General features: G+C 64.0%; 15 protein-coding genes and 3 pseudogenes. 7 read left to right on the forward strand and 11 right to left on the reverse strand.

Annotation, left to right across the window (positions count from 1 at the left end; translation table 11 throughout):
• Positions 1 to 90: 90 nt before the first annotated feature.
• A pseudogene (locus WS68_RS26755) lies at positions 91 to 1,235 on the reverse strand (S8 family serine peptidase).
• Between the two features lie 257 nt (positions 1,236 to 1,492).
• On the opposite strand from WS68_RS26755, the gene WS68_RS23370 reads away from it, so the two are divergent.
• The 5 genes from WS68_RS23370 (at position 1,493) to mqo (ending at position 8,341) form a co-directional block, all read left to right on the forward strand.
• On the forward strand, positions 1,493 to 2,395 hold the full coding sequence (locus WS68_RS23370) for a glutamate/aspartate ABC transporter substrate-binding protein (RefSeq protein ID WP_059573010.1): 903 nt from the start codon (positions 1,493 to 1,495) through the stop codon (positions 2,393 to 2,395).
• Positions 2,396 to 2,647: 252 nt separating this feature from the next.
• On the forward strand, positions 2,648 to 3,163 hold the full coding sequence (locus WS68_RS23375) for a sugar dehydrogenase complex small subunit (protein ID WP_059573011.1): 516 nt from the start codon (positions 2,648 to 2,650) through the stop codon (positions 3,161 to 3,163).
• A complete protein-coding gene (locus WS68_RS23380; RefSeq protein WP_059573012.1) occupies positions 3,163 to 4,776 on the forward strand; it encodes a GMC family oxidoreductase in 1,614 nt (537 codons plus the stop codon). The genes WS68_RS23375 and WS68_RS23380 overlap by 1 nt, the downstream gene beginning before the upstream one ends.
• A 1-nt stretch (position 4,777) precedes the next feature.
• On the forward strand, positions 4,778 to 6,127 hold the full coding sequence (locus WS68_RS23385) for a cytochrome c (RefSeq protein ID WP_059573013.1): 1,350 nt from the start codon (positions 4,778 to 4,780) through the stop codon (positions 6,125 to 6,127).
• A gap of 570 nt (positions 6,128 to 6,697) precedes the next feature.
• The gene (gene mqo, locus WS68_RS23390; protein WP_059573014.1) at positions 6,698 to 8,341 is read left to right on the forward strand and encodes a malate dehydrogenase (quinone); all 1,644 of its coding nucleotides are present in this window, start codon (positions 6,698 to 6,700) and stop codon (positions 8,339 to 8,341) included.
• Between the two features lie 36 nt (positions 8,342 to 8,377).
• On the opposite strand, the gene WS68_RS23395 is transcribed toward mqo, so the two are convergent.
• The 4 genes from WS68_RS23395 to WS68_RS23410 form a co-directional block, all read right to left on the reverse strand.
• Positions 8,378 to 9,157 (reverse strand): hypothetical protein, encoded by a 780-nt coding sequence (locus tag WS68_RS23395; RefSeq protein WP_059573015.1) that lies wholly within the window; start codon positions 9,155 to 9,157, stop codon positions 8,378 to 8,380.
• 58 nt (positions 9,158 to 9,215) lie between these two features.
• Positions 9,216 to 10,331 (reverse strand): DUF1700 domain-containing protein, encoded by a 1,116-nt coding sequence (locus tag WS68_RS23400; protein WP_059573016.1) that lies wholly within the window; start codon positions 10,329 to 10,331, stop codon positions 9,216 to 9,218.
• Positions 10,328 to 10,669 carry a PadR family transcriptional regulator gene (locus WS68_RS23405; RefSeq protein WP_059573017.1) on the reverse strand — a complete coding sequence of 114 codons (342 nt, stop codon included), beginning with the start codon at positions 10,667 to 10,669 and terminating at the stop codon, positions 10,328 to 10,330. Before WS68_RS23405 ends, WS68_RS23400 begins: the two co-directional genes overlap by 4 nt.
• 218 nt (positions 10,670 to 10,887) lie before the next feature.
• A complete protein-coding gene (locus tag WS68_RS23410; RefSeq protein ID WP_059573018.1) occupies positions 10,888 to 12,189 on the reverse strand; it encodes a UDP-N-acetylglucosamine 1-carboxyvinyltransferase in 1,302 nt (433 codons plus the stop codon).
• 197 nt (positions 12,190 to 12,386) lie between these two features.
• Here WS68_RS23410 and WS68_RS29105 point away from each other — a divergent pair.
• A pseudogene (locus WS68_RS29105) lies at positions 12,387 to 12,887 on the forward strand (GFA family protein).
• Between the two features lie 221 nt (positions 12,888 to 13,108).
• Here WS68_RS29105 and WS68_RS23420 read toward each other — a convergent pair.
• Complete coding sequence (locus WS68_RS23420; protein WP_059573020.1) at positions 13,109 to 13,453, reverse strand: hypothetical protein; 345 nt, start codon at positions 13,451 to 13,453, stop codon at positions 13,109 to 13,111.
• A gap of 1,501 nt (positions 13,454 to 14,954) precedes the next feature.
• On the opposite strand from WS68_RS23420, the gene WS68_RS23425 reads away from it, so the two are divergent.
• A complete protein-coding gene (locus WS68_RS23425; RefSeq protein WP_059573021.1) occupies positions 14,955 to 15,932 on the forward strand; it encodes a LysR family transcriptional regulator in 978 nt (325 codons plus the stop codon).
• 95 nt (positions 15,933 to 16,027) lie between these two features.
• Here the strand turns inward: WS68_RS23425 and WS68_RS23430 are convergent, their stop codons facing one another.
• The 5 genes and pseudogenes from WS68_RS23430 to WS68_RS23455 form a co-directional block, all read right to left on the reverse strand.
• Positions 16,028 to 17,113: a calcium:proton antiporter gene (locus WS68_RS23430; RefSeq protein WP_059573022.1), complete on the reverse strand. Its 1,086-nt coding sequence runs from the start codon at positions 17,111 to 17,113 to the stop codon at positions 16,028 to 16,030.
• Positions 17,114 to 17,633: 520 nt separating this feature from the next.
• Entirely contained in the window at positions 17,634 to 18,452 is an 819-nt protein-coding gene (locus WS68_RS23435; RefSeq protein ID WP_156429634.1) for a hypothetical protein, read from the reverse strand.
• Between the two features lie 129 nt (positions 18,453 to 18,581).
• Positions 18,582 to 19,457: a CPBP family intramembrane glutamic endopeptidase gene (locus WS68_RS23445; RefSeq protein ID WP_059573025.1), complete on the reverse strand. Its 876-nt coding sequence runs from the start codon at positions 19,455 to 19,457 to the stop codon at positions 18,582 to 18,584.
• 185 nt (positions 19,458 to 19,642) lie between these two features.
• On the reverse strand, positions 19,643 to 20,347 hold the full coding sequence (locus tag WS68_RS23450; protein WP_059573026.1) for a fumarylacetoacetate hydrolase family protein: 705 nt from the start codon (positions 20,345 to 20,347) through the stop codon (positions 19,643 to 19,645).
• 500 nt (positions 20,348 to 20,847) lie between these two features.
• Positions 20,848 to 21,744, reverse strand: a pseudogene (locus WS68_RS23455) (helix-turn-helix transcriptional regulator); the annotation flags it as partial.
• Positions 21,745 to 21,904: the final 160 nt, after the last annotated feature.

Genomic DNA, 21,904 nt, shown 5'->3' on the forward strand with positions numbered 1-21,904 from the left:
TTTGCGAGCGCTGCGCCGCGCTCGGCGGCGTGATCGCCGAGCGGAGTGTGACGCACGCGAATATGTGTTGGCCGCGGCGTGCGTTGTCCATCATTGGGTTGCGGATGCAACGGCCCGCCCCGCCTCGACGATTCCGGCGCCCGGCGCCCGGGCGAGACACGATACGCTCGCCGCAGGCGCTCGTGCGGTGCTCGTGAGCTTCTGCGCGATTTGTGCGGGCGTCAGAGCCGGATTGGCCGCGAGCATCAGCGCGGCGATGCCCGCCACCTGTGGCGCGGCGAAACTCGTGCCGGTGCGCACGCTGTAGGTGTCTTGATCAGGCGTCGTCGCGCCTGTGTTGGACGTCGAAAGAATATCTGTACCCGGCACGTTCAATGTGACATATGCGCCGAAGTCGATGTGGAGATGAAGTCGTAGCCGGGCAGCAGGTTCGCGGCGAGGTCCGGGTGCGGCCGGTAGCCGGTATCGAGTACGGCGGTGACGATGGCGGACGAGCCAGCCGTGGTCGACGATGCGGCGGGCAGATCGATGCCTGCGGTCGGATCGGACGCATTCCACTGTTGACGATAGGCGGGATCGGTCGGCGTCGCATCGACGAACACGCGGTGATCCGGCTCCGCGTAGGCGACATCCGGATCGGATGCGAATGCTCGCGCAAGCGTATCGGTGGTGTCGGCATTCAGTTTTTGTCCGAGTGCGATCAGCATCGCGCCGTCGGACGTCGTGCGCTCAGCCTGTATCGAGCCCGATGCGCTGCGTTGCGCGTAGGCGGACGCGGCTCTCTGTTTGCCGCTCCATTGTGCGGCAACCCGCTGGATAACGGCGTCGATGCGCGCCGCGCTGCTCGCCTCGGCCATGATGCGCGCCCTTGCGGGTGCGGTGGATGTGGTAGCCGCTTTGCGCAGCTTGACGATCAGATGATCGACTCTCGCGGGCGGGCGGGCGCACGCTCGTCGGCGTAATCGATGTGTTGCGGGCATTCGGCGAGATTTGCATGGCGGCGTAATAGACGGTCGTATTTGGCGGGGGGCGGCTTGCGAGGGCGGCGAAGGCGCCGGCGTGGGCGGTGGCGTGGAAGGGGCCGGCATCGGTTGTGCTGCCGGCGACGCGGTGCCGCTTCCGTCGCCGCCTCCGCAGCCGGACAGCGCGGCGAGGATGCACAGCGAGACAGCGCCGGCGAATGCGTGGAGTTGGCCGGGCCGCGTCTTGTCGGCTTGGTTGCGGGTTCGATTCATGGCGCCTGGGTTATCGCTGGGGCTGAACGGGTTGGTTCGGGCTCCTCGTGATCGGCGCGGATTTGTCCGATTGGGGCTTTGATGCGGGTAACGGCAGGGATCAAGATTTCTTGATGGCGCAGCGGCAGATATTGCCGATCGAGACGGCCCGGCGCCGTAGAAATTGCCTCGTTGCGGCGTATAACGGACGGATCGATGGCCGAGTGCTTTTTGATCGCATTACGATCGGTTTTCGTTCACCCCTTCAGGAGACAAGGATGGGCATCCGATTGAATTTGCAATGGATCGCGGCCGCCGTTGTTTGCGTTGCGGCGGGCGTTGCGCATGCGCAGGAATTGGCCGGCACGCTGAAGAAGATCAAGGAGACTGGCGTTGTTGGGCTCGGCATTCGCGAATCATCGGTGCCGTTCTCATATTCGGACAACCAACAGAAGAACATCGGCTATTCACGCGACATCGCGGCGAAGATCATCGACGAGATCAAGCGGCAGTTGAAACTACCAGCGCTTATCGTCAAGGAGATTCCGATCACGTCGCAGAACCGTATTGCGCTGGTGCAGAACGGCACGATCGATTTCGAATGCGGGTCGACGACGAATACGCTTGAGCGGCAGAAGCAGGCGGCGTTCTCGAACAGTATTTTCTTGTATGGCATTCGCTTCAGTACCCGCAAGGATTCGGGCATCAAGGATTTCGGCGACCTCGCGGGCAAGACCGTCGCGACGACGGCCGGAACTTCCGACGAGCGGCTGCTGCGCAAGCTCAACGAAGACAAGGCCATGAACATGACGATCATCAGCGCGAAGGATCACGCGGAAGCGTTCATGAACGTGACGACGGGGCGGGCGGCGGCGTTCGTGATGGACGAGCCGTTGTTGTATGGCGAACTGGCGAAGGAGAAGAACCCGTTCGCGTACCAGGTGACGGGCACGCCGCTCGTTCACGAGAACTACGCATGCATGATGCGCAGGGACGACCCTGCATTCAAGCAGCTGATCGACATGGTGATCGCGAGGATGCAGACCTCCGGCGATGCCGAAAAGCTCTACGACAAATGGTTTACGCAGCCGATCCCGCCGCGCGGGCTGAATCTGAATTACCCGCTGTCACCGGAAATGCGGGCGCTTTTCCGCAGCCCGAGCGATCGTGCGCAGTACTGAACTGCAGGGAGGCGCCGCCGAGATTTGTTCGTGACGGGGCGACGGGAATTGTGCAATACGCTGGAGCGAAATAATTTCTTGCTAGAAACGCAAAAACGGCTAGAACTCATATTGTTGCAAAAAACTGGCGATATTTAGATCGCTGGAGGGGATTGTTCAAATCGCGGCGAGCGCGTACATTTCGAGTCCGCATCGAAGTTTGAGAAATATCAAGATAGGTTTTCCCGTATTCGGTGCAAGAGAGAAGGAACAATGAACAACGACATCACCCCCCATACGCGTCGCTCGGACGACGCCGCCGGGCCTGCCGCGGGCGGGCTCACCCGGCGCCAATGGCTGCAAGGCGCGCTGGCGCTGACGGCGGCGAGCCTCGCCGGCTCGCTGACCTTGCGGGCGCTGGCCGACACGCCGAGCAAGGCGCCACTCGACGCATTCATGACGTTGTCCGAAGCATTGACGGGCAAGACCGGGCTCGATCGCGCCGTCGGCGAGCGGTTGCTGGCGGCGTTGCAGAAGGGCTCGCTGTCGTTCGGCGACCAGTTGCCGAAGCTTGCGGGCGCGCTCGCATCGAATACGCTCACCGCCGAGCAGGAAGCTGTCGCGCTGAAGATCCTGGAGGCGTGGTACACCGGGCTCGTCGACAACGCGGTGATCATATATGAGGACGCGCTGATGTTCAGCGTCGTGTCCGATACGCTGGTGGTTCGCTCTTACTGCCCCAACAAGCCCGGATTCTGGGCCGACAAACCGATCGAGAGGCAAGCCTGATGGCCGATACACAACAAGCCGATGTCGTCGTGGTCGGCTCGGGCGTCGCGGGTGCGATCGTCGCCCATCAGCTCGCGTTGGCGGGCAAGTCGGTGATTTTGCTGGAAGCGGGCCCGAGGCTGCCGCGCGGCGAGATCGTCGAGCGCTTTCGCAACCAGGCGGACAAGATGGATTTCATGGCGCCGTATCCGTCGACGGCATGGGCACCGCATCCGGAATACGGCCCGCCGAACGATTACCTGGTATTGAAAGGCGAGCACAAGTTCAATTCGCAGTACATCCGCGCCGTGGGCGGCACGACGTGGCACTGGGCCGCGTCGGCGTGGCGCTTTCTGCCGAACGACTTCAAGATCAAGACGGTGTACGGCGTGGGGCGCGATTGGCCGCTTCAATATGGCGATCTCGAGCACTACTATCAACGCGCCGAGGAGGAGTTGGGCGTCTGGGGACCGGGGGCTGAAGAGGACCTGGGTTCGCCGCGCAGCCAGCCGTATCCGATGCCGCCGCTGCCGCTGTCGTATAACGAGCAGACGATCAAGACAGCGTTGAACGCGCACGATGCGTCTTTCCATGTGGTGACGGAGCCGGTGGCGCGCAACAGCCGGCCATACGACGGCCGGCCGACCTGCTGCGGCAACAACAACTGCATGCCGATCTGCCCGATCGGCGCGATGTACAACGGGATCGTGCATGTCGAGAAAGCGCAGCGCGCGGGCGCGAAGCTGATCGAGAACGCGGTGGTCTACAAACTCGAAGTCGGCGCGCAGAAGAAGATCACGGCGGCGCTGTACAAGGACCCGCAGGGTGTCGAGCACCGCGTCGAGGGCAAGTACTTCGTGCTGGCGGCCAACGGGATCGAGACGCCGAAGCTGATGCTGATGTCGACGAGCCATGATTTCCCGAACGGCGTGGGCAATAGCTCCGACATGGTGGGCCGCAATCTGATGGACCATCCCGGTACCGGCGTGTCGTTCTATGCGAGCGAGAAGCTGTGGCCGGGGCGCGGCCCGCAGGAAATGACGTCACTGATCGGTTTTCGCGACGGCGCGTTCCGCGCGACGCAGGCAGGGAAGAAAATCCATTTGTCGAACTTGTCGCGGATCGATCAGGAAACGCAGAAGATTTTCAAGAGCGGCAAGCTGATCAAACCGGCCGAACTGGATGCGCAGATCCGCGACCGTTCGGCGCGCTACGTGCAGTTCGACTGCTTCCACGAGATCCTGCCGCAGCCGGAGAACCGGATCGTGCCGAGCAGGAGCGCAACGGATGCGATCGGCATCGCGCGTCCGGAGATCACTTATCGGATCGACGATTATGTGAAGCGTGGCGCCGTGCATACGCGCGAGGTATACGCGACGGCGGCGAAGGTGCTGGGCGGCACGGACGTGGTGTTCAACGACGAATTTGCACCGAACAACCACATCACGGGCGCGACGATCATGGGCGCGGACCCTCGCGACTCAGTGGTCGACAAGGACTGCCGAACGTTTGATCACGCGAACCTGTTCATCTCGAGCAGCGCGACGATGCCGACGGTGGGCACGGTGAACGTGACGTTGACGATCGCGGCATTGGCGCTGCGAATTTCGGATCAGTTGAAGAAGGAAATCTGACGTGCTGAAACATACTCTTTCCTTCGTGCTGGCCGGTTGCCTTGCATGGCCGGGTTTGTCGAGCGCAGCGGGCGCGGCGTCGTCGCCGGCGGCGGCCGCGCCCGCCGTTGCAGCGGTCGCGCCGTCGGCCGCCGCCTCGGGCGACGCGGCGCTCGTTGAGCGGGGCCGCTACTTGGCGGTCGCGGGCGACTGCATGGCCTGTCACACTGCAAAGGGCGGCAAGCCGTTCGCGGGTGGGCTGCCGATGCCGGTGCCGATGCTTGGCAAGATCTATACGAGCAACATCACGCCGGATGCGGACAACGGCATCGGTAAGTGGACGTTCGAGGATTTCGAGCGCGCGGTGCGTCACGGCGTGTCCAAGAACGGCGACAATCTATATCCGGCAATGCCTTATGTGTCGTATGCGAAGGTCAGTGACGACGACGTGAAGGCGCTGTATGCGTATTTCATGCACGGCGTCGAGCCGGTCAAGCAGGCGCCGCCGAGCAACGAGATTCCGTGGCCGCTCAATATGCGCTGGCCGTTGAAGATCTGGAACGCGATGTTCTTGAAGGACGGCCCATATCAGGTCAAGCCGAATCAGAGTGTCGAGTGGAATCGCGGCGCGTACCTGGTGCAGGGGCTCGCGCATTGCGGGACGTGCCACACGGCGCGCGGTGTGGCCATGCAGGAGAAGTCGCTGGACGAGACGGGCGGCAGTTTCCTGTCGGGCTCGGTGCTGGCCGGCTGGGAGGGCTACAACATCACGTCGGACCGGAACGCGGGGATCGGCGATTGGACGCAACCGCAGCTCGTCCAGTACCTGCGCACCGGTAGCGTGCCGGGCCTGGCACAGGCGGCGGGCCCGATGGCCGAAGCGATCGAGCACAGCTTCTCGCGAATGACGGATGCGGACCTCGGCGCGATCGCGACGTATATCCGCACGGTGCCGGCGGTGAGCGACGGCAGCAAGCAGTCGCGCTCGTCATGGGGCAAGCCGACGAACGACGGTGTGAAGTTGCGCGGTGTCGCGCTGTCGTCGGCGGGGGTCGATCCGGCGCGGCTTTACCTGGGCAACTGCGCGACATGTCACCAGATGCGCGGCAAGGGCACGCCGGACGGCTACTATCCGCCGCTGTTTCACAATTCGACGGTGGGCGCGTCGGATCCGACGAATCTGGTGCAAGTGATTCTGCATGGCGTGCAGCGCAAGGCGGGTAGCAACGATGTCGGGATGCCGGCATTTGGCTATGAATTGTCGGATGCGCAAATCGCCGCGCTCACGAATTACCTGACCCAGCGGTTCGGCAATCCGGGCGCGAAGCAGGTGACTGATCAGGACGTCGCGAAGCTGCGCGCCGCGCGGTAACGTTCGCATCCCGCGCGCCGAACCAACCGCTCGACGAGCCGCCGGGCGCGCGCCCGGCGGCTGGAAGAATTTGAAGCACGCGCGGCGCACGCCTGCGTTGCCGGTGTTGCTGCCGCGCGCGTTATCGCCGTGCCCATGACTCTCCGTTTGCTGCAATGTGCCGCATAGGCTGGCGGCGCCCCCCGACATATCCGCCGACACGGGTTCGACCATTGTTGCGATCGTCGGCGGCACGGCAATGCCGATTGGCGGCGAGCACCTTGCCGGCCGGTAGACTGGCCGCAAGCGGTGGTAACGTAAGGCCGGGCGGGCCGTATCCATACCGATGCCGCCGTGCGGACACCGGGCTTCGCACGAGCGCAAACCATAAGCGGTTACCATCAGTGGTTACGAACGGCTGCGCGAGGCCGCAAAGCCTGTCTTTCACGGGGTTATCGTTGATTTATTGAGTTTTTGATTCTATTCTTCGCCCCTTTCGTCCGGGTTTGGCAGGCGGACGCGGATGTCGGCGTCTGTCGCCAGACGTGCGTCGGGCGGCGGGTTGTGTGCCATAGAGAGAAGTTTATCGAGATGTTGAGAACAATACGCTGGGTGGTAACGGGTTGGGTGGTATCGTTGACCGCGCTGTCCGCGCAGGCGGCCGAGACGAAGAAGGTGGACGTGCTGCTGGTGGGCGGCGGGATCATGAGTTCGACGCTCGGCGTGTGGTTGCACGAATTGCAGCCCGACTGGTCGATGATGATGATCGAGCGGCTCGACGGCGTTGCGCAGGAGAGTTCGAACGGCTGGAACAACGCCGGCACCGGCCATTCCGCGCTTGCGGAACTCAACTACACGCCCGAAAAGCCGGACGGCTCGATCGATATTTCGAAGGCGATCGAAATCAACGAGGCATTCCAGGTGTCGCGCCAGTTCTGGGCGTGGCAGGTGAAGAACGGCGTGCTGAAGAACCCGCGCTCGTTCATCAACTCGACGCCGCATATGAGTTTCGTCTGGGGCGACGACAATGTCCGCTATCTGAAGAAGCGCTACGAAGCATTGCAGGCGAGCCCGCTGTTCCGAGGCATGCAGTATTCCGAGGACTACGAACAGATCAAGAAGTGGGTGCCGTTGATGATGGAGGGCCGCGATCCGAAGCAGAGAGTCGCGGCTACCTGGACTCCGATCGGCACCGACGTGAACTTCGGCGAGATCACGCGCCAGTTCGTCGGCTATCTGCAGAGCCAGCCGAATTTCGCGCTGTCGCTGTCGAGCGAGGTGCGCGAGATCAAGCGCAATGCCGACGGCACGTGGCATGTGGCTTACGTGAATACGAAGACGGGCAGCGACGGGCGGGACGTTGATGCGAAGTTCGTATTCATTGGCGCGGGCGGCGGCGCGTTGCGGCTGCTGCAGGCGTCAGGCATTCCCGAAGCGAAGGATTACGGCGCGTTCCCGGTTGGCGGCTCGTTTCTCGTGACGGACAATCCCGATATCGTGCGCCGGCATCTCGCGAAGGCTTATGGCAAGGCGTCGGTCGGCTCGCCGCCGATGTCGGTGCCGCATCTCGACACGCGAATCATCGATGGTAAGAAAATCATCCTGTTCGGGCCGTTCGCGACATTCTCGACGAAATTTCTGAAGCAGGGCTCATATTTCGACCTGCTCAAGAGTGCCAATATGCACAACGTGATGCCGATGATGCATGTGGGCGTCGACGAATTCGCGCTCGTCGAATATCTCGCGGGGCAGTTGATGTTATCCGACGACGACCGCTTCAACGCGCTGAGGGAGTATTTCCCGAATGCGAAGAAGGAAGACTGGCGCTTGTGGCAGGCTGGCCAGCGCGTGCAGATCATCAAGCGCGATAGTGAGAAGGGCGGCGTGCTGAAGCTCGGCACCGAGATCGTCAGCGCGAAGGACGGCAGCATCGCGGGCTTGCTCGGGGCTTCGCCGGGCGCGTCGACCGCCGCGCCGATCATGCTGAGCCTGTTGCAAAAAGTGTTCAAGGACAAGGTCGCGACTCCGGCATGGCAGGACAAGCTTCGCCAAATCGTGCCTAGCTACGGAACCAAGCTCAACGACGATCCGGCCAAGGTCTATCGGGAGTGGGCCGAAACGAGCGATGTGCTGCAACTCACGCCGCCGCCGCAGATCGACTTGAGCGCGCCGCCGCGCGCGGCCGCGCCGGCCGCGCCGCGCCCCGCGAAAGCGGCGCAGGATATGGCGCTGTAACTGCAACGGCGCCTGCGAGGTCGCGGCCGTTCGGCATCAACGACGTTCGACGAATATGTCGCGGTAGCCGCCGTAGATTGCCAGCAGCGGCAGTGCCGTGACGAGCGGAGTTGCGACGAGCGCGCGCAGCATCGCGCTCATCGTCGGCAGCAGCGCGGCGGCGCAAACGAATGCAGGCACGCAGGCGAGCGCGATCCGCCAATTGAGTGCGGCGGCCTTCAGGCTTGCCGTCATCGCTTCGAGCGGCGATGCATCGTGCAGTACCACCAGCGCGGGCGCGAATCCACTCGCGGCGAGCGCGATGACCAGCGCCGGCACGCCGGGCGCAATCTCGATCATGCCGCGCGGCGCCTGCGCGAATGCGCGCACGTCGTTCGACGCGGCAATCGGTTGCAAGATGTCCCGCATGCCGATGGCGAATACATAGGCTATCGCCCAGTACGCAAGCATCGCGAATGCAACGACGATCAGCGCGTCGCGCCGCGCGATCACGATCGACCTGATTTCGCTGAACGTGGCAGCACGCCCGGATTGCGCGCGATGCTGCGCAACAATCAGGATGCCGACCGCATACGGCACAAGCAGCAGTGCGAGTGGGCTCAGCACCGGGGCGAGTTGCGCGAGCGTTGCGATGTCCGCGCACAGCAGCATGATGTTCAGCCACAGCAGCGGTTGTGCGCAGGCGGCTTGCCAGCCGTTCGCAAGCCAGCCGCCGATGCGTGCGATGCGGACCATGCGGCCGTCCGGATGGGGCAGGGCGGCAAGCGGCGACGGCCGGGCGTTCCGATGAATGAGTCTCAAATATTCGATGCTCATGTTGGTCTCCTTGCTTGAGGCGAAGCGAAGATGGGCTCAGGTTCGGCGCGCCGGCCGCTCAAACCGACGCGTCGCGCTCCAGGCTGGCCGAGATCACGCCGATCTGCCGCCTGACGTAGCGGGCGAGCGCGCGCCACGTGATACGAGTAAGCCATATGCAGAACAACAGGCCGGCGATACCGATCGGCAGCATCGCGAGCGACGCGCGTGACGAGTAGCTGGAAAGCGCGTTGATGTTCGACGCGACGATGTGCACATGCTGGTTCGCCGTGTCGATAGCAATCTGTCCGTTCTCGATCGCGACCGATGCCGGTCCGTCATGAATGGCCGCGCCGGTGGTTTTACCGTGCTCGTCTTCGGTGAAGCTCGCCGTCTTGCCGTCGTCGCTGGCCATGCTCCAAATGGTCGATGGATTGTCGCGGCCGGTGCGCGCAAGCGACACGCGATCGCCGTCGTCGGTGTGAAGCTCGAGCGAGATGACGTCGCGGCGCGCGATCGTGAACGCGGCATCGCCATCGGGCGTGAGCAGCTTGCGCGCGGCTTCGCTCGGCGTGTCGATCACGGGCTTGTCGTCCTGCAGGCGCAGGACGATCGGGCCTGCGGACGTCACGATCGAGATGCGCGTACCGTTGTCGAGCATCAGCCGGTAGCGATCGCCGACCACCTTCAGCGCGTCGATGTCGTCGAGCGTCAGCGTGCCGTGGCTGGCGTCGCGATGCTTGGCGTCGCCGTCGAACAAATGAATGTTGAACGGTGCCGTCTCGGCCGGCTTGCCGAGCAGCGCGTGGCTGCCGAACAGCGCGAGCGCGACCAGCCCGGCCACCGTGAGCGCGCCTGAGGCGATATAGCCGGCCGTGAGCACCAGCATGTAGAGCATGAGCGGCACGAGCAGCACCAGGTGCAGCAGGCCGAGCCCGGCGATCGAGCCGACGACTCGCATCAAGTTGCCGAACGAGCGGCGTTTTTCCCAGCGCCGGTAATTCGCCTGTGCTTTCAGCTCGCGTGCGAGCCTGGCCGGATCGCCGAGCGCGGCGATCACGTCTTCCTCATTGCGCCCGGCCGCGATCGCATCGCCGATGTATTCCCGATAATCGGCGACGATCTCGTCGATTGCCTCCTTGGGCAGACTGCGCAGCTCGTGTCGCAATTGCTGAATGAACGCATCCTGTTTCATCTCGACTCCTTATCGTCCGCTGCCGGGCCGGGCAAGCCCAATACGCCGTTGACTTCGTCGACGAAGCTGCGCCATTCGTCTTCCATTTCACGCAGCGCGCGCCGTCCTTCGGCCGTGACCGAGTAGTACTTTCTGGGTGGCCCCGAATTCGATTCGACGAGGTAGGTCGACACCCACGATTCGCCTTGCAAACGCCGCATCAGCGGGTAGATCGTGCCTTCGCTGATTTCCATCGTGGCCGACAGCGTCGATACCAATTCATATGCATAGCTGTCGCCACGTGCGAGCACCGCGAGAACGCACATGTCGAGCGTGCCTTTCTTCAGTTGGGTCTTCATGCCGATCGGTTTAACCTGCGTTGCAAGGTATTGTGTAATGCATGATACAGCGTGGCAGCTTAGACCTTGGAAAACGTGGTTGCACTATAGCAGCCACTATTGTTCTATGCAAGGTACTGTTTTATGCAAGCCTTCTTGAGGCGAGATGAGGTGAGGCGGGGCGAGCAAGGGCGGGCCACGCGCATGCCTGGCCCGCTCGGGCGGCCGCTAGGCGGCCGTCATTCGCTGCTGGTCCATTCAACGTTTGCGCCGACGGAGCGCAGGTTCTCGACAAAATGTGGGTGCGCGCGGCGAATCGGCTGGGCGTTGAGGATTTCCGAGCGTCCGTCGATGCTCGATGCGACCATCAGCAGCGCGATCGCGACGCGGATGATGTACGGGCTCTCGACCCGCGCCGGGCCGAGCGGCAGCCCGCCGAACGTGATCAGGCGGTGCGGATCGGACTGGAACACATGCGCGCCGAATTTCGACAGATCTCCTGTCCAGCCCATCGCGCCGTCGTAGATCTTGTTCCAGAACATCACGCTTCCCTGCGCTTGTACGCCGAGCGCGACGAAGATCGGCAGCAGGTCGACGGGCAGGTACGGCCACGGCGCCGCTTCGACTTTCGTCAGAATGTTGCGGGTAAACGGTTGTTTGACCTTCAGCGGGCCGTCGCGCAGCGCATGCGACCAGCCGTTCTCGTGCTTGACTTGCACGCCGAACTTCGCGAAGGTCCGGTCGATCAGCGGAAACTGCTCGGGAGAGCCGTTGCGCACCGCGATGTCGCCGCCCGTAATCGCGCCGAGTGCGAGGAAAGTGGCGATTTCGTGGAAATCCTCGGCGAAGCGGTGCTCGCCACCGCTGAGCGGGCGGCCGCCCTGCACGCTGAGGTGCGATGTGCCGATGCCGTCGATCGGCACGCCGAGCATCGCGAGAAACCGGCAGAACTCCTGCACGTGTGGCTCCGAGGCGGCGTTGACGAGCGTCGACACGCCGCCGGCCGATGCCGCGCACAGCACGAAATTCTCGGTGGTCGTCACGGAGGCATAGTCGAGCCAGTGATGATTCGGCGTGAGCGGGCCGTCGGCGCGCACGATCAGCGAATCCGCGGTGCGCTCGATGCGTGCGCCGAAGCGTTCGAACACTTCGACGTGCGGATCGATTTCGCGCACGCCGAGCGTGCAGCCCTTGACGTCGTTTTCGAGCCGCGCGACGCCGAAGCGCGCGACGAGCGGCGGCACCAGCATGATGGAAGAGCGCATTTCTTCCGGCAGCCGGTGCACGGCCGGATCGAACCGCGTTTCGCGATGGTGCAGATCGAGCACGCCCGTTGCATAGTCGATCGATACGTCGCTGCCCAGCGTGCGGAAAATCTCGAGAATCTTGCGGACGTCGGTGATGTCCGGCACGCCGATGAGCCTGAGCGGCTGATCGGTGAGGAGCGTCGCGCATAGGATGGGTAAAACGGCATTCTTGTTGGCGGACGGGGTGATTTCCCCACGAAGCGGGGCGCCGCCGTGGACGATCAGATTCGACATAACTGAGTGCAGGTGGGTAATGACGCGCAAGGTCGATATCATGCCATCGTTCCGCCGGACTTTCGCGCTTTCGTTGCACGGCGAAGGCGAGGCCGCGTTTGCATCGCAAGCATATTGCGCTTCACTGGAGCCGCGCGCGGCGGGATGATCATCGGCGCGCGCCGCCGTCGATCGGGCCCTTTCAAGCGAGGCGGCACATGCCGGCCGAAAAGCCCTCGTTTTACGAAGGCGGCTGCACTTGTCGCGCGGTACGTTGCCGGATGACCGGCGCGCTGCTCATCGTGCATTGCTGCCATTGCTGCTGGCGCCAGCGGCAGACGGGCGCATCGTTCGCGCTGCGCGCATTGATCGAATCCGCCAGGCTGTTGTTGTTACATGGCGAGATCGAGCGCGCGCATGCGTTCGCAGATTGGCAAGAGGCAAACGATCGTGCGTTGCCCGCCATGTCGCGTGGCGGTGGGGGCATTATGCGGGCGGCGGCGAGCTGGTGTCGTTCGTTCGCGTTGGCGCGCTCGATGAGCCCGATCGGCTGCCGCCGGACATTCATATTTTTACGTCTTCGAAGCAGCCCTGGCTGGTCTTGCCGCCCAAAGCGCGCGCCGTACCCAAATACTATGCGTTTGGGCGAAGTTTGGCCGGCACCAAGCCTTGCACGGCGTGCCGCGATGCTCGAAGCGCGCGGAGCGGGGCACGTGTAATCCTCATGGGCGGGCGATTTCCGGGCGTCTAACGGCGACGCAGGCACGTTCAGGGCAGGGCGGGAGGGGGTGGAAGGTGACAGGGGCGCGGCGTAGGCGCCGCTGCGGGACAAAGCGCGCGATTCATGTGCGGCTTCCCGCTGATCGACGCGCCGGCGCGCATTGCTGTACAGCCTGCGCCGGCACGTCTTCGATGCCGGCGGGAGCCGGCATCTCAAGCATTACAGACAGCTGTTGATGTCGCTTGCGGCTGCGCCGCCGGCCGAGCCGCTGCCGCTGCGAAAGCCAACCCAGGTCTTCGCGTTGCTGGCGAACGCCGGACGCACGACGGCGGCTGCGCCATTCGGCGGCTGCTGCCCCGGCACGTAGACGTCCGTTGCCAGACCGTTCGCGAGTTCATATTGCGAGACGACCTGCTGCTGCGCCTTGTCGGCCCAGGTCTTCGCGATGCAGGTTGCGACTTCTTCGGCCGGCTTTTGGCTTTGTCCGACGTTTTGAACGTCAGCGGCCGGCGCGGCGATGGCGGAGGTTGCCGCAACCAACGCGATCAGCGGTAAGTATTTCATGTTATCTCCTTCTGGTCGTGATTCACGATTCGGTTCTTAACGGGTACTGCGATGAAATGGAGTGCGGAATTGCGCCAATGTTCCGTGGATTCGGAAACAAGTTGTTAAGGCGCTTGCCAAACGATGAAATTTGGCTCTGCGAAGCGAAGGAAGCAAAGAAGATGCGGGACGGAAAAAGAATGAAAGATGCGATCGAAACCGTCAGCCTACGCCACGGCTCTGATGGCCGCTTGGCGTAGGGTTCGTGCTAACGGTGGCCCCGTCGCTGTTTGAGTTCATCATCGCAAAGTGGCGGCGCAATGTCTGTTAAGCACCTTCAAATCGATCGCCAGAATTGTCATAGATTGTTCAGGGTGCCTTATTTGTTTGACGGTCGATGCAGGCGTCCTTACACTGGCCGAACGTTCAGATCACGGGCTTACGTTTTGAACAGCGATAGTCATATTCGCAAGGTTTTCCCGCCTGACATGCAGAACGCCTGCCGGTTTTCCGCTTCATCATTCCAGCCGTCGTTCCGCTAGTAGGCGAACGGCGCGCGTCGCGGCATGACGCTACGCGATTTCAATGCTTTCGCGCTTCGTATTGATTGGCCTGTGCGGCATCGGTGTGCCGCCGATGCGGCGCACACCTTGCCCGCGCCGCGCACGTCGCGACGGTGCGGGCGTTGACGCATGCGCAAGCACGTGATGAAGGAGGATCAATGCCCGACGACAGTGACCCTTACCCCTTATGTCGACACCTCGACGCTTTTCGTGGTCGGTTCGTGTGACAAACCGTTTCGCACGCCGCACGCCGCCTTCTCGAGCTGCCTGAGATGCCGCGCTGCTTGCCCCGGTTCGTTGCGCGAGCGCTTTACTTCAACGTAATGAACCAGGACGCACACCATGCATTTCGCACTTCTCGTTTCTGATTTGCCTCACCTGAATGAATCGCGGGCGTATTACGACGCGCTGCTTTCGCCCGATATCCGCGAGCCGAAGCAGCGAGGTTTGCTTGGCGCTTGCAAACGCTTGCTCAGTGCGTTGTTTCGGTAACGAATTCGCCGCTGGGCGATCGAGCGCGCCGGCGCCGGGATGGGGCGCCGGCGGCTTTTTAGTTGACGGCGGCTGCGGCTGCCGCCGGGCGCTTACCGCGAATCGTTAGAAGGCCGTGACGAACATCGGATAATTCCGATCTGGCGGGCGGGCCAATGGAGCGCTTTGCCATGTTGCGGGGCGGGTGCGGGCGCTCGGTCGTAATGTCCGTCAGGCGGCGAATCACGCGCTTGATGAGCGCTCGGCAGCGCGCGTTCCGATGCATCGGCGTACAATGCGCCGCATCCGATTCTGACGAATTCAAAATAATTGCCGTCCGCGATGCCCGCCCTTAGCTTGCCCAATGGCCCGCGCATCCGTTCGGCCGATTATCGATCAGCGTATCGACCCAGGGCCGCATTCAGCGGTGTGCGCCAACCATTGCTGCCGCCGGCCATCGTTTCCCCGCTACTCGTCATACCCATCCAATGGACATGCTCGAAAACATGCGCTTGTTCGTGCGCGTCGTCGAAGCAGGCAGTTTCACCGCCGTCGCCCGCGAAATCGATGCGACTACGGCCCAGGTTTCGCGCGCCGTCTCGAATCTCGAAGCGCACGTGCAGACGCGTTTGCTGCACCGGACGACCCGCCATCTCGGGTTGACCGAAAGCGGGCAGCGCTATTTCGAACGCACGAAATCGATTCTCGCCGAGATCGATCACGCGAACGCGGAGGCGCGCAACGCGCTGCTGAGGCCGACCGGCAAGCTGCGGATTCACGCGATGACGGGGCTCGGACAAACCCACGTGGTGGCGTCGATCGTGCGCTATCAGGAGGACAATCCGGACGTGTCGGTCGAGCTGACGCTCGCGCAGCGGGTGCCGAATCTGATCGAGGAAGGGTACGATGTGTCGATCGTGTCGGCCGCCCATCTGCCCGATTCGGGTTATGTCGCGCAGACTTGCGGGGCGAGTTGCAGCGTGCTCGTCGCATCGCGCGAGTATCTTGAGCGGCGCGGTGCGCCCAAGACGCCCGACGAGCTTGCCAAGCACATTTGCCTGCGGCTCGATACGCCTGCGTCGCCGGGCGGCACGTGGCGTCTCGAAGGCGACGATGGCGAGGTGACGACCTACGATTTGCCGCCCGCGACGTTCCAGGTGAACGTGCCGGATGCAATGCGCGCCGTGCTGCGCGCGGGGCGCGGCATTGGCTCGATTTCACTGTACACGGCGCTCGATGATCTTCGTGAAGGGCGGCTTGTGCGCGTGTTGCCGAACTATCGGCTCGATACGCTGAGTGTCTATGCGGTATACGCGACGCGCCGCTATCTCGACGCGAAAATCCGCACGTTCCTCGATCATCTGCGCACGACGCTCACGCCGATGCTCGAAAACGATCTGACGGAACTCGACCGGATGAGCGCGGCGGCGAAGCGGGTGGCGCGGGCTAAGCGCGAAATCGTGTAATGCGCGTTTCGGCGCGGGCGTTTGCTCACGCGCAGCACGCCGGGTGAGCCCGCCGCCGCTTGGCGGCAGGGTGTGCGATGCGCGGCGCGGTTGCGTCAGTGCGTGATCGACAGGAACAGATACGCGGCAAACAGCGACAGATGCACGACGCCATGCAGCATGGTCGTGCGCCCGGTGCTCAGCGTAAGTGTGCTGACGAGCAGCGTGAGCGACAGCAGCACGGTTTCCATTGCACCAATGCCGAGCGTGAGCGGCGCGCCCGTCCAGATGAACACGGCGGCGACGGTGGGGATCGTGAGCCCGATGCTCGCGAGCGCCGAGCCGAGCGCAAGATTCATGCTGGTTTGCAGCCGGTTCGCGCGCGCGGCGCCGACGGCGGCAAGCCCCTCCGGCAGCAGCACGAGCGCGGCGATCACGATGCCGACTGCCGCTTCCGGCGCGCCGAGCCGCATCACCGTGCGCTCGACCGCCGGCGACAGCAGCTTCGCGAGCAGCACGACCGCGACGAGGCTCAACAACAGGAATACGATGCTGACGAGCGCGGTGCGGCCGGATGGCGGCACCGCGTGAACGGATTCGTCGGCGCTGTCGGTGATCAGAAAATAGTCGCGATGGCGAACCGTCTGAACGAACACGAACATGCCGTAAAGCACGAGCGACGACACGCCCGCGAACGCGAGCTGCGACGTCGAGAAATGCGGGCCGGGCGCGGCGCTCAGATAGTTGGGCATCACAAGCGAGAGTACCGACAGCGACGCCAGCACCGCGAGCGCCTTGGCCGCGCCGCGTCCCTGGAAGTCCTGCTCGCCGTGCTTCCAGCCTCCGACGAGCAGGCATAGCCCGACGATCCCGTTGCTGACGATCATCACCGCGGCGTAGACCGTATCGCGCGCGAGCCCGGATTTTTCCGGGCCGCCCGACAGCATCACCGATACGATCAGCGCGACCTCGATCACCGTCACGGCGATCGCGAGCACGAGCGTGCCGAACGGCTCGCCGACCCGGTGCGCGACGACTTCGGCGTGATGGACTGCGGCGAACACGGCGCCCGCGAGTGCCGCGGCAACGAATGCAATGGCGAAACCCTCGGCGGGCACGACGCGCGACAGCGCGAGCACGAGCCAAGCGGCGAGCGGTGCGGCGAGTGTCCAGCGCGCAAGAGTGGGCGATGAAGCCGGCATATGATGTCCTTGATCGAAGCGGGCGCAAGCGGGACATTCTAGCAGGCGGGTCGGCGCCGACATATCGGAGCGCAACGATCAGTGTGCCATGCCGCGCATGGGCCGTGCGGCGGCCTGTCCGCGCTCCGATGGCCGATCCGGCATGCCGCGCCGGGCCGAGTGGCCAAGGGCGTGCGGGCGACACGGCCGCGCATGACGCCTGCTTCTGCTGTGTCCGAGCCGATGCGCGCGGTGTATCGGCATGACGTCGAATGCTGGCCGCGCGCTGTCGCGGCCGACGTCGCCGCGCGCCGGGCAGCGATCTCGCACGCCGCCGCCTGCGGTTCGGCGACGTTCGACGTTTGGCGGGGGGTATGGGCGGCGCACTGTGCCGAGATGCCCGATATCCGTCGCGTGGTAGAGAGGCTTTATCGAATCGTTTGGTTGGTTCGGGTTTGCCCAAGCCGGTTGGCGTCAGCATGATTGCGCGATCGCCGGGAATTGCGTGAATCCATCCGTCGGCCCCGATGGGATCGTTGCGTCAAAGGGGGCGCACGCTCGCTTCGGCGGACGGATAAACGCTGGGGCTGTTTTGCAGCGCGTGGCCCATCGCAGCGGCGAATGTGCCGGCAGACCAACCAGCAGCGGTCTTGAGCACATGATCGGCCGATGCCGCGGTATCCCCGCGCGCCGATGCGTTTTGGGCGGCGATCAGGTTGAGCCCCGCGAAGCCGTCGCATGCCGCGCTGACTAGTTGGCAGCCACGGGAGAGCCAGGTTCGATTTTGATCGAACAGCGCATGGATGCCTTTCGCAATGGCGCTGAGTGCCCATAATCCGCCGCTGAGCCTGGCGGAATCGTTCGACGTATCCGGGCGGATAGTCGATGCGGCCGACGCGGCGGCGGCCAGCGTAGCCAACCCGTCCGATGCGTGCGCGCTGTAATCGGCGATCTTTTCCGTGGCGCGCCGGGGCGCTTGCGATGGAGTCTGCGCCAGCCGTTGGCCGAGGTTGATGGCCGAGCCCGCGGCCCAAGGCAGGTCGGAGTTGATCAGATTGACGCCGGCGGGTAAGCCGCTGCCCGTGGAATGATTTTTCAATGCGTTGATGGCGTTGGTCGTCGACGCCAACGCATCGAGCATGATCGGCGCGGCGCGGCGCAGCTGGGAAGACCAGCCAAGCGTGGCGCTGCGCGGCGGTAGTCCGCCACGCAGTTCGGAAGAGGCTGGAGCAGGCGCCGCACCGCTGGTCGATGGCTTGCGGCTTTTCAGGTTTAAATTAGCATTTGGCTCGGCATTGGCCGCACTGGCCGCATGGAATGAAAACGAAGGCGTCAGTTCGTTTACGCTGGGGTTGACCATGATTTACCACCTGTCGAATTCGATGACCTAAAGTGGTCAATCTAGTGGAAATCAGCGTCGCGCCGGGCAATGGCGCCGAAATCGCCAGCATGACGGCGAAAGCCCGGCACGGATCGGCAGCCGGCGGCGTCAAGCCGCCGCGGCGAGCATCGGATAGGTGAACAGTCCGAAATGAATGACGTTCAGGCCGGCATGCGCAAGTATCGCGGCCCGCAATCCGCCCGCGCGATAGGCGAGCCCGTAGCCGACGCCTGCCGCAGCGGCGAGCACGATCCATTGCCAGCCGCCGGCGGCGTGCGCCGCGCCGAACAGCAACGCGGCGATCGCGAGTGCCCACAGGTGGCCGCCGCGCACGCGATTCGCCAACAACCGGCTCAGACCGCCTTGCAGATAGCCGCGAAACAGCGCTTCCTCGGCGAAGCAGACGAGCAGCAGATTATTCGCGAACCATAGCCAGCCCGATGCCGGCCATTTCGGCGCCCAGCCGACGAGGCCAACACCGAGCGCGAACACGAGGCAGGCCGCGGACGTCGCGACCGCCGCGCCGATGCCGACGCGCCATGTGCGCGCACAGCGTTCGTCTGATCTCAGCCACGGCAGCACCCACAGCAGCCAAAAGCCGACGAGCGGTTTGTCGAGATTCAGATACATCGAGAACGGTACGGCGTCCGGCGTGAAACGGACCGAGTCGATGACGCGTGGATTATGGAAGCCGGGCAGCCAGTGCAGCATCAGTGCGACGGCGAGCACGGCGAACAGCGCGTGGCCCGCGTAGCGCACGGATGGGTTGCGCTCGGGCGCCACCGCGTAGGCAGCGGCCACGAGCAGCGCGATGGGCGCAAGCGCGACGGGTGCCAGCATGCCGGTCGCGAGCGCGCCTGCGTAGGCCAGTGCGCCGAGACCGATGCTTGCCGAGCGCAGCTTCGGCCCAAGCCAGACGGCCGCGAACGCGGCGGCAAACAGTGCGGCCCACACAGCCGCGAACCAGAAGGAATTGCCAGTCATCAAGTAATCGTAAGTTTTATGAAAGGCCGCACATCATACCGTTTTCGCGCTTCGCGGGCTCGTGCGCGGGATTCGGCGGCCGTTCGAGCGCCATGCGGCGCGACGCGCGCCAAGCGGCGCACGAGCGCGGCTCGCGGCTGGCGTAAGGGCCGTGATCCGCTTCAGTGCGCGGCCTGCTCGCGGCTCTAGATCGTAGGCTTCATCCCGATGACGAACTCGAACGACGCAACGCCGTCGACGCCTCCCGTCACGCGGTCGCCCGGTTGCAGCGCGCCGACGCCGGCCGGCGTGCCGCTGAAGATCAAATCGCCCGGCCGAAGTTCGACGGCGTGCGACGCATAGCTGACGATGTCGGCGACGGGCCAGATCATCTCGGCGAGATCGCCTTGCTGGCGTGTGCCACCGTTGACGGCAAGCCAGATGCGGCCGCGCTGCGGATGGCCGATCGACGTGGCGGGATAAAGCGCCGATATGGGGCCGGACGCGTCGAAGCCCTTCGCCCAGTCCCACGGGCGCGCCAGCTTCTTGGCTTGCGCCTGCAAGTCGCGGCGCGTCAGATCGACGCCCGCGCCGTAGCCCCACACGTGCTCGAGTGCCGTATCCGCGGCAATCGCGCGGCCGGCTCGGCCGATCGCGATCACGAGTTCGATCTCATGGTGCAAATCCGACGTGAGCGGCGGATAGGGAACCGTGCCGCTTGCCGCGACGATCGCGTCGGCTGGCTTCGTGAAAAAGAACGGTGGCTCGCGGGCCGGATCGGCGCCCATCTCGCGGGCGTGGTCCGCGTAATTGCGGCCGACGCAGAACACGCGGCGCACTGGAAAGCGGGCGTCGGTTCCGCCGATTTCGACGCAAGGGGGGGCGGGCGGCGCGAAAACGTATTCGGTCATGGTGGGGTTTCGCAAAGGAGGCGATGAAAGTAACGATAAAAGGGCGCGTCACCGCCGGTGTTGCAGGCAGGCGGTGTGTCGCATGTCGACGATAGCAGCGCCAAGCGGGTGCCGATGCGACGAATGTATCGTCTTCATGGACAAAACTACGTGTGCGGTGTTGCGTTTTTCGATGCGTGTTGGGTGAGCGGATCGCAGAGGCGGCGGGCTGGCGCAGACGAGGTGTTCGGGATGTCTGAACATACCGGAGTATTTGACGCATTGGAGTCGCCCGGATAATGCGATGCATCTGGGCGCGGCGACGCGTGCCGACACTCCGGCGCGCTCGATAGGCGCGCATTGTCCGTGCGCTCCGAAGCGCTTGAGCGGGGCGGCGTATGCGAATGATTCGGCATGCGCGGCGCGGGAGGGTGGTCCGAACGATTCGGGGTGCTCGAGAAATACGATTCGCGCGGCGGGTGCGGTGCGCCGGACGCACGCGCATCGCCCGGCATACGCGCGGCAGCATCACCCGCGCGCCGCGCGCCGCCCGTTGCATGCGCGTCCCGATAATCTTTCGGCGATACCCCGACGCATGCGCGAAAGCGCCTCGAAAAATAACCTTCGTCGCGAAACCCGACCGCATGCGCGATATCTGCGATTCGGCGCATCGTGTGCACGAGCAACGATTGCGCGAGCGCGATCCGCCGTTCGGTGACGAGATTGATGAAGGTACGGCCGGTTTCCTTGCGGATCAGGTGGGCAAGATAGTTCGGTGTCACGAACGCGGCGCGCGCAGTGCCGGCGAGCGTGAGCCGTTCGTCCGTCAGATGGGTGCGCACATGCCGCAACGCGCGTGCCAGCGCATCGCGGCGGCCCGTGTGCGGCGCGCCCTCGTGCGCGAGTTTTACGAGTGCGTCCGCATACTGCGTGCAGACGAGCCCGATCAGTTGCAGCAGATAGCCGCGCAACAGCGGCACCGAGCCGAACGTGCGCGCGCGATCTGCCTCCAGCATGCGTTGCGCGAGTTGGCGCGCATGGTCGAACGAGGCGCCCGTCAGAATGAAGTCGATGGATTCCTGCAGCCGGAACGGCGCAAGCTCTGGCGTGTGCTGCATGGGAAGGCTGTCGAGATCGAGCGGATCGATATCGAGATCGGCCCGCAGGAACGGCAGCGAAAAGTTGATCACAATGAAATGCGCGCCCGGCGGATGCGGAATCAGATGTTCGCGATACGGCGGCACGAACGCGAGTGCGCCGCGTGGAAACGGCCGCGTGGCGTCGCCGATCCGCTGCTCGGTGTCGCCGCCGAGATTGAACTGGATTTGGAAATAGGCATGCCGGTGCGGCTCGGCGATGGCCCGGCGGACGGTTTCGTCGCGAATATAGAAATCGAGGCGGTCGCTTCGCTCGGACATTCCGTAGGTGCGCGGCTGGGTGATGGCAGGCATGGGCGGTCAGGCGGATTGGACGAGGGGCAAGTCGGGGGGCGGGAGCACTCGTGCGCCCCGGAATCGTCGGATTGTCGCTAAAAATGCACGATCCTGGGGAAGGCGGCGCGTCGTTTTCCGCGTTTTC

It is taken from the genome of Burkholderia sp. TSV86 (genome assembly GCF_001522865.1).
Taxonomy (GTDB): Bacteria; Pseudomonadota; Gammaproteobacteria; order Burkholderiales; family Burkholderiaceae; genus Burkholderia.

Coding starts and splice junctions, on each gene's coding strand:
- WS68_RS23370 (WP_059573010.1), top strand. CDS start 1,493: ATGGGCATCCGATTGAATTTGCAATGGATCGCGGCCGCCGTTGTTTGC.
- WS68_RS23375 (WP_059573011.1), top strand. CDS start 2,648: ATGAACAACGACATCACCCCCCATACGCGTCGCTCGGACGACGCCGCC.
- WS68_RS23380 (WP_059573012.1), top strand. CDS start 3,163: ATGGCCGATACACAACAAGCCGATGTCGTCGTGGTCGGCTCGGGCGTC.
- mqo (WP_059573014.1), top strand. CDS start 6,698: ATGTTGAGAACAATACGCTGGGTGGTAACGGGTTGGGTGGTATCGTTG.
- WS68_RS23395 (WP_059573015.1), bottom strand. CDS start 9,157: ATGAGCATCGAATATTTGAGACTCATTCATCGGAACGCCCGGCCGTCG.
- WS68_RS23400 (WP_059573016.1), bottom strand. CDS start 10,331: ATGAAACAGGATGCGTTCATTCAGCAATTGCGACACGAGCTGCGCAGT.
- WS68_RS23405 (WP_059573017.1), bottom strand. CDS start 10,669: ATGAAGACCCAACTGAAGAAAGGCACGCTCGACATGTGCGTTCTCGCG.
- WS68_RS23410 (WP_059573018.1), bottom strand. CDS start 12,189: ATGTCGAATCTGATCGTCCACGGCGGCGCCCCGCTTCGTGGGGAAATC.
- WS68_RS23420 (WP_059573020.1), bottom strand. CDS start 13,453: ATGAAATACTTACCGCTGATCGCGTTGGTTGCGGCAACCTCCGCCATC.
- WS68_RS23425 (WP_059573021.1), top strand. CDS start 14,955: ATGGACATGCTCGAAAACATGCGCTTGTTCGTGCGCGTCGTCGAAGCA.
- WS68_RS23430 (WP_059573022.1), bottom strand. CDS start 17,113: ATGCCGGCTTCATCGCCCACTCTTGCGCGCTGGACACTCGCCGCACCG.
- WS68_RS23435 (WP_156429634.1), bottom strand. CDS start 18,452: ATGGTCAACCCCAGCGTAAACGAACTGACGCCTTCGTTTTCATTCCAT.
- WS68_RS23445 (WP_059573025.1), bottom strand. CDS start 19,457: ATGACTGGCAATTCCTTCTGGTTCGCGGCTGTGTGGGCCGCACTGTTT.
- WS68_RS23450 (WP_059573026.1), bottom strand. CDS start 20,347: ATGACCGAATACGTTTTCGCGCCGCCCGCCCCCCCTTGCGTCGAAATC.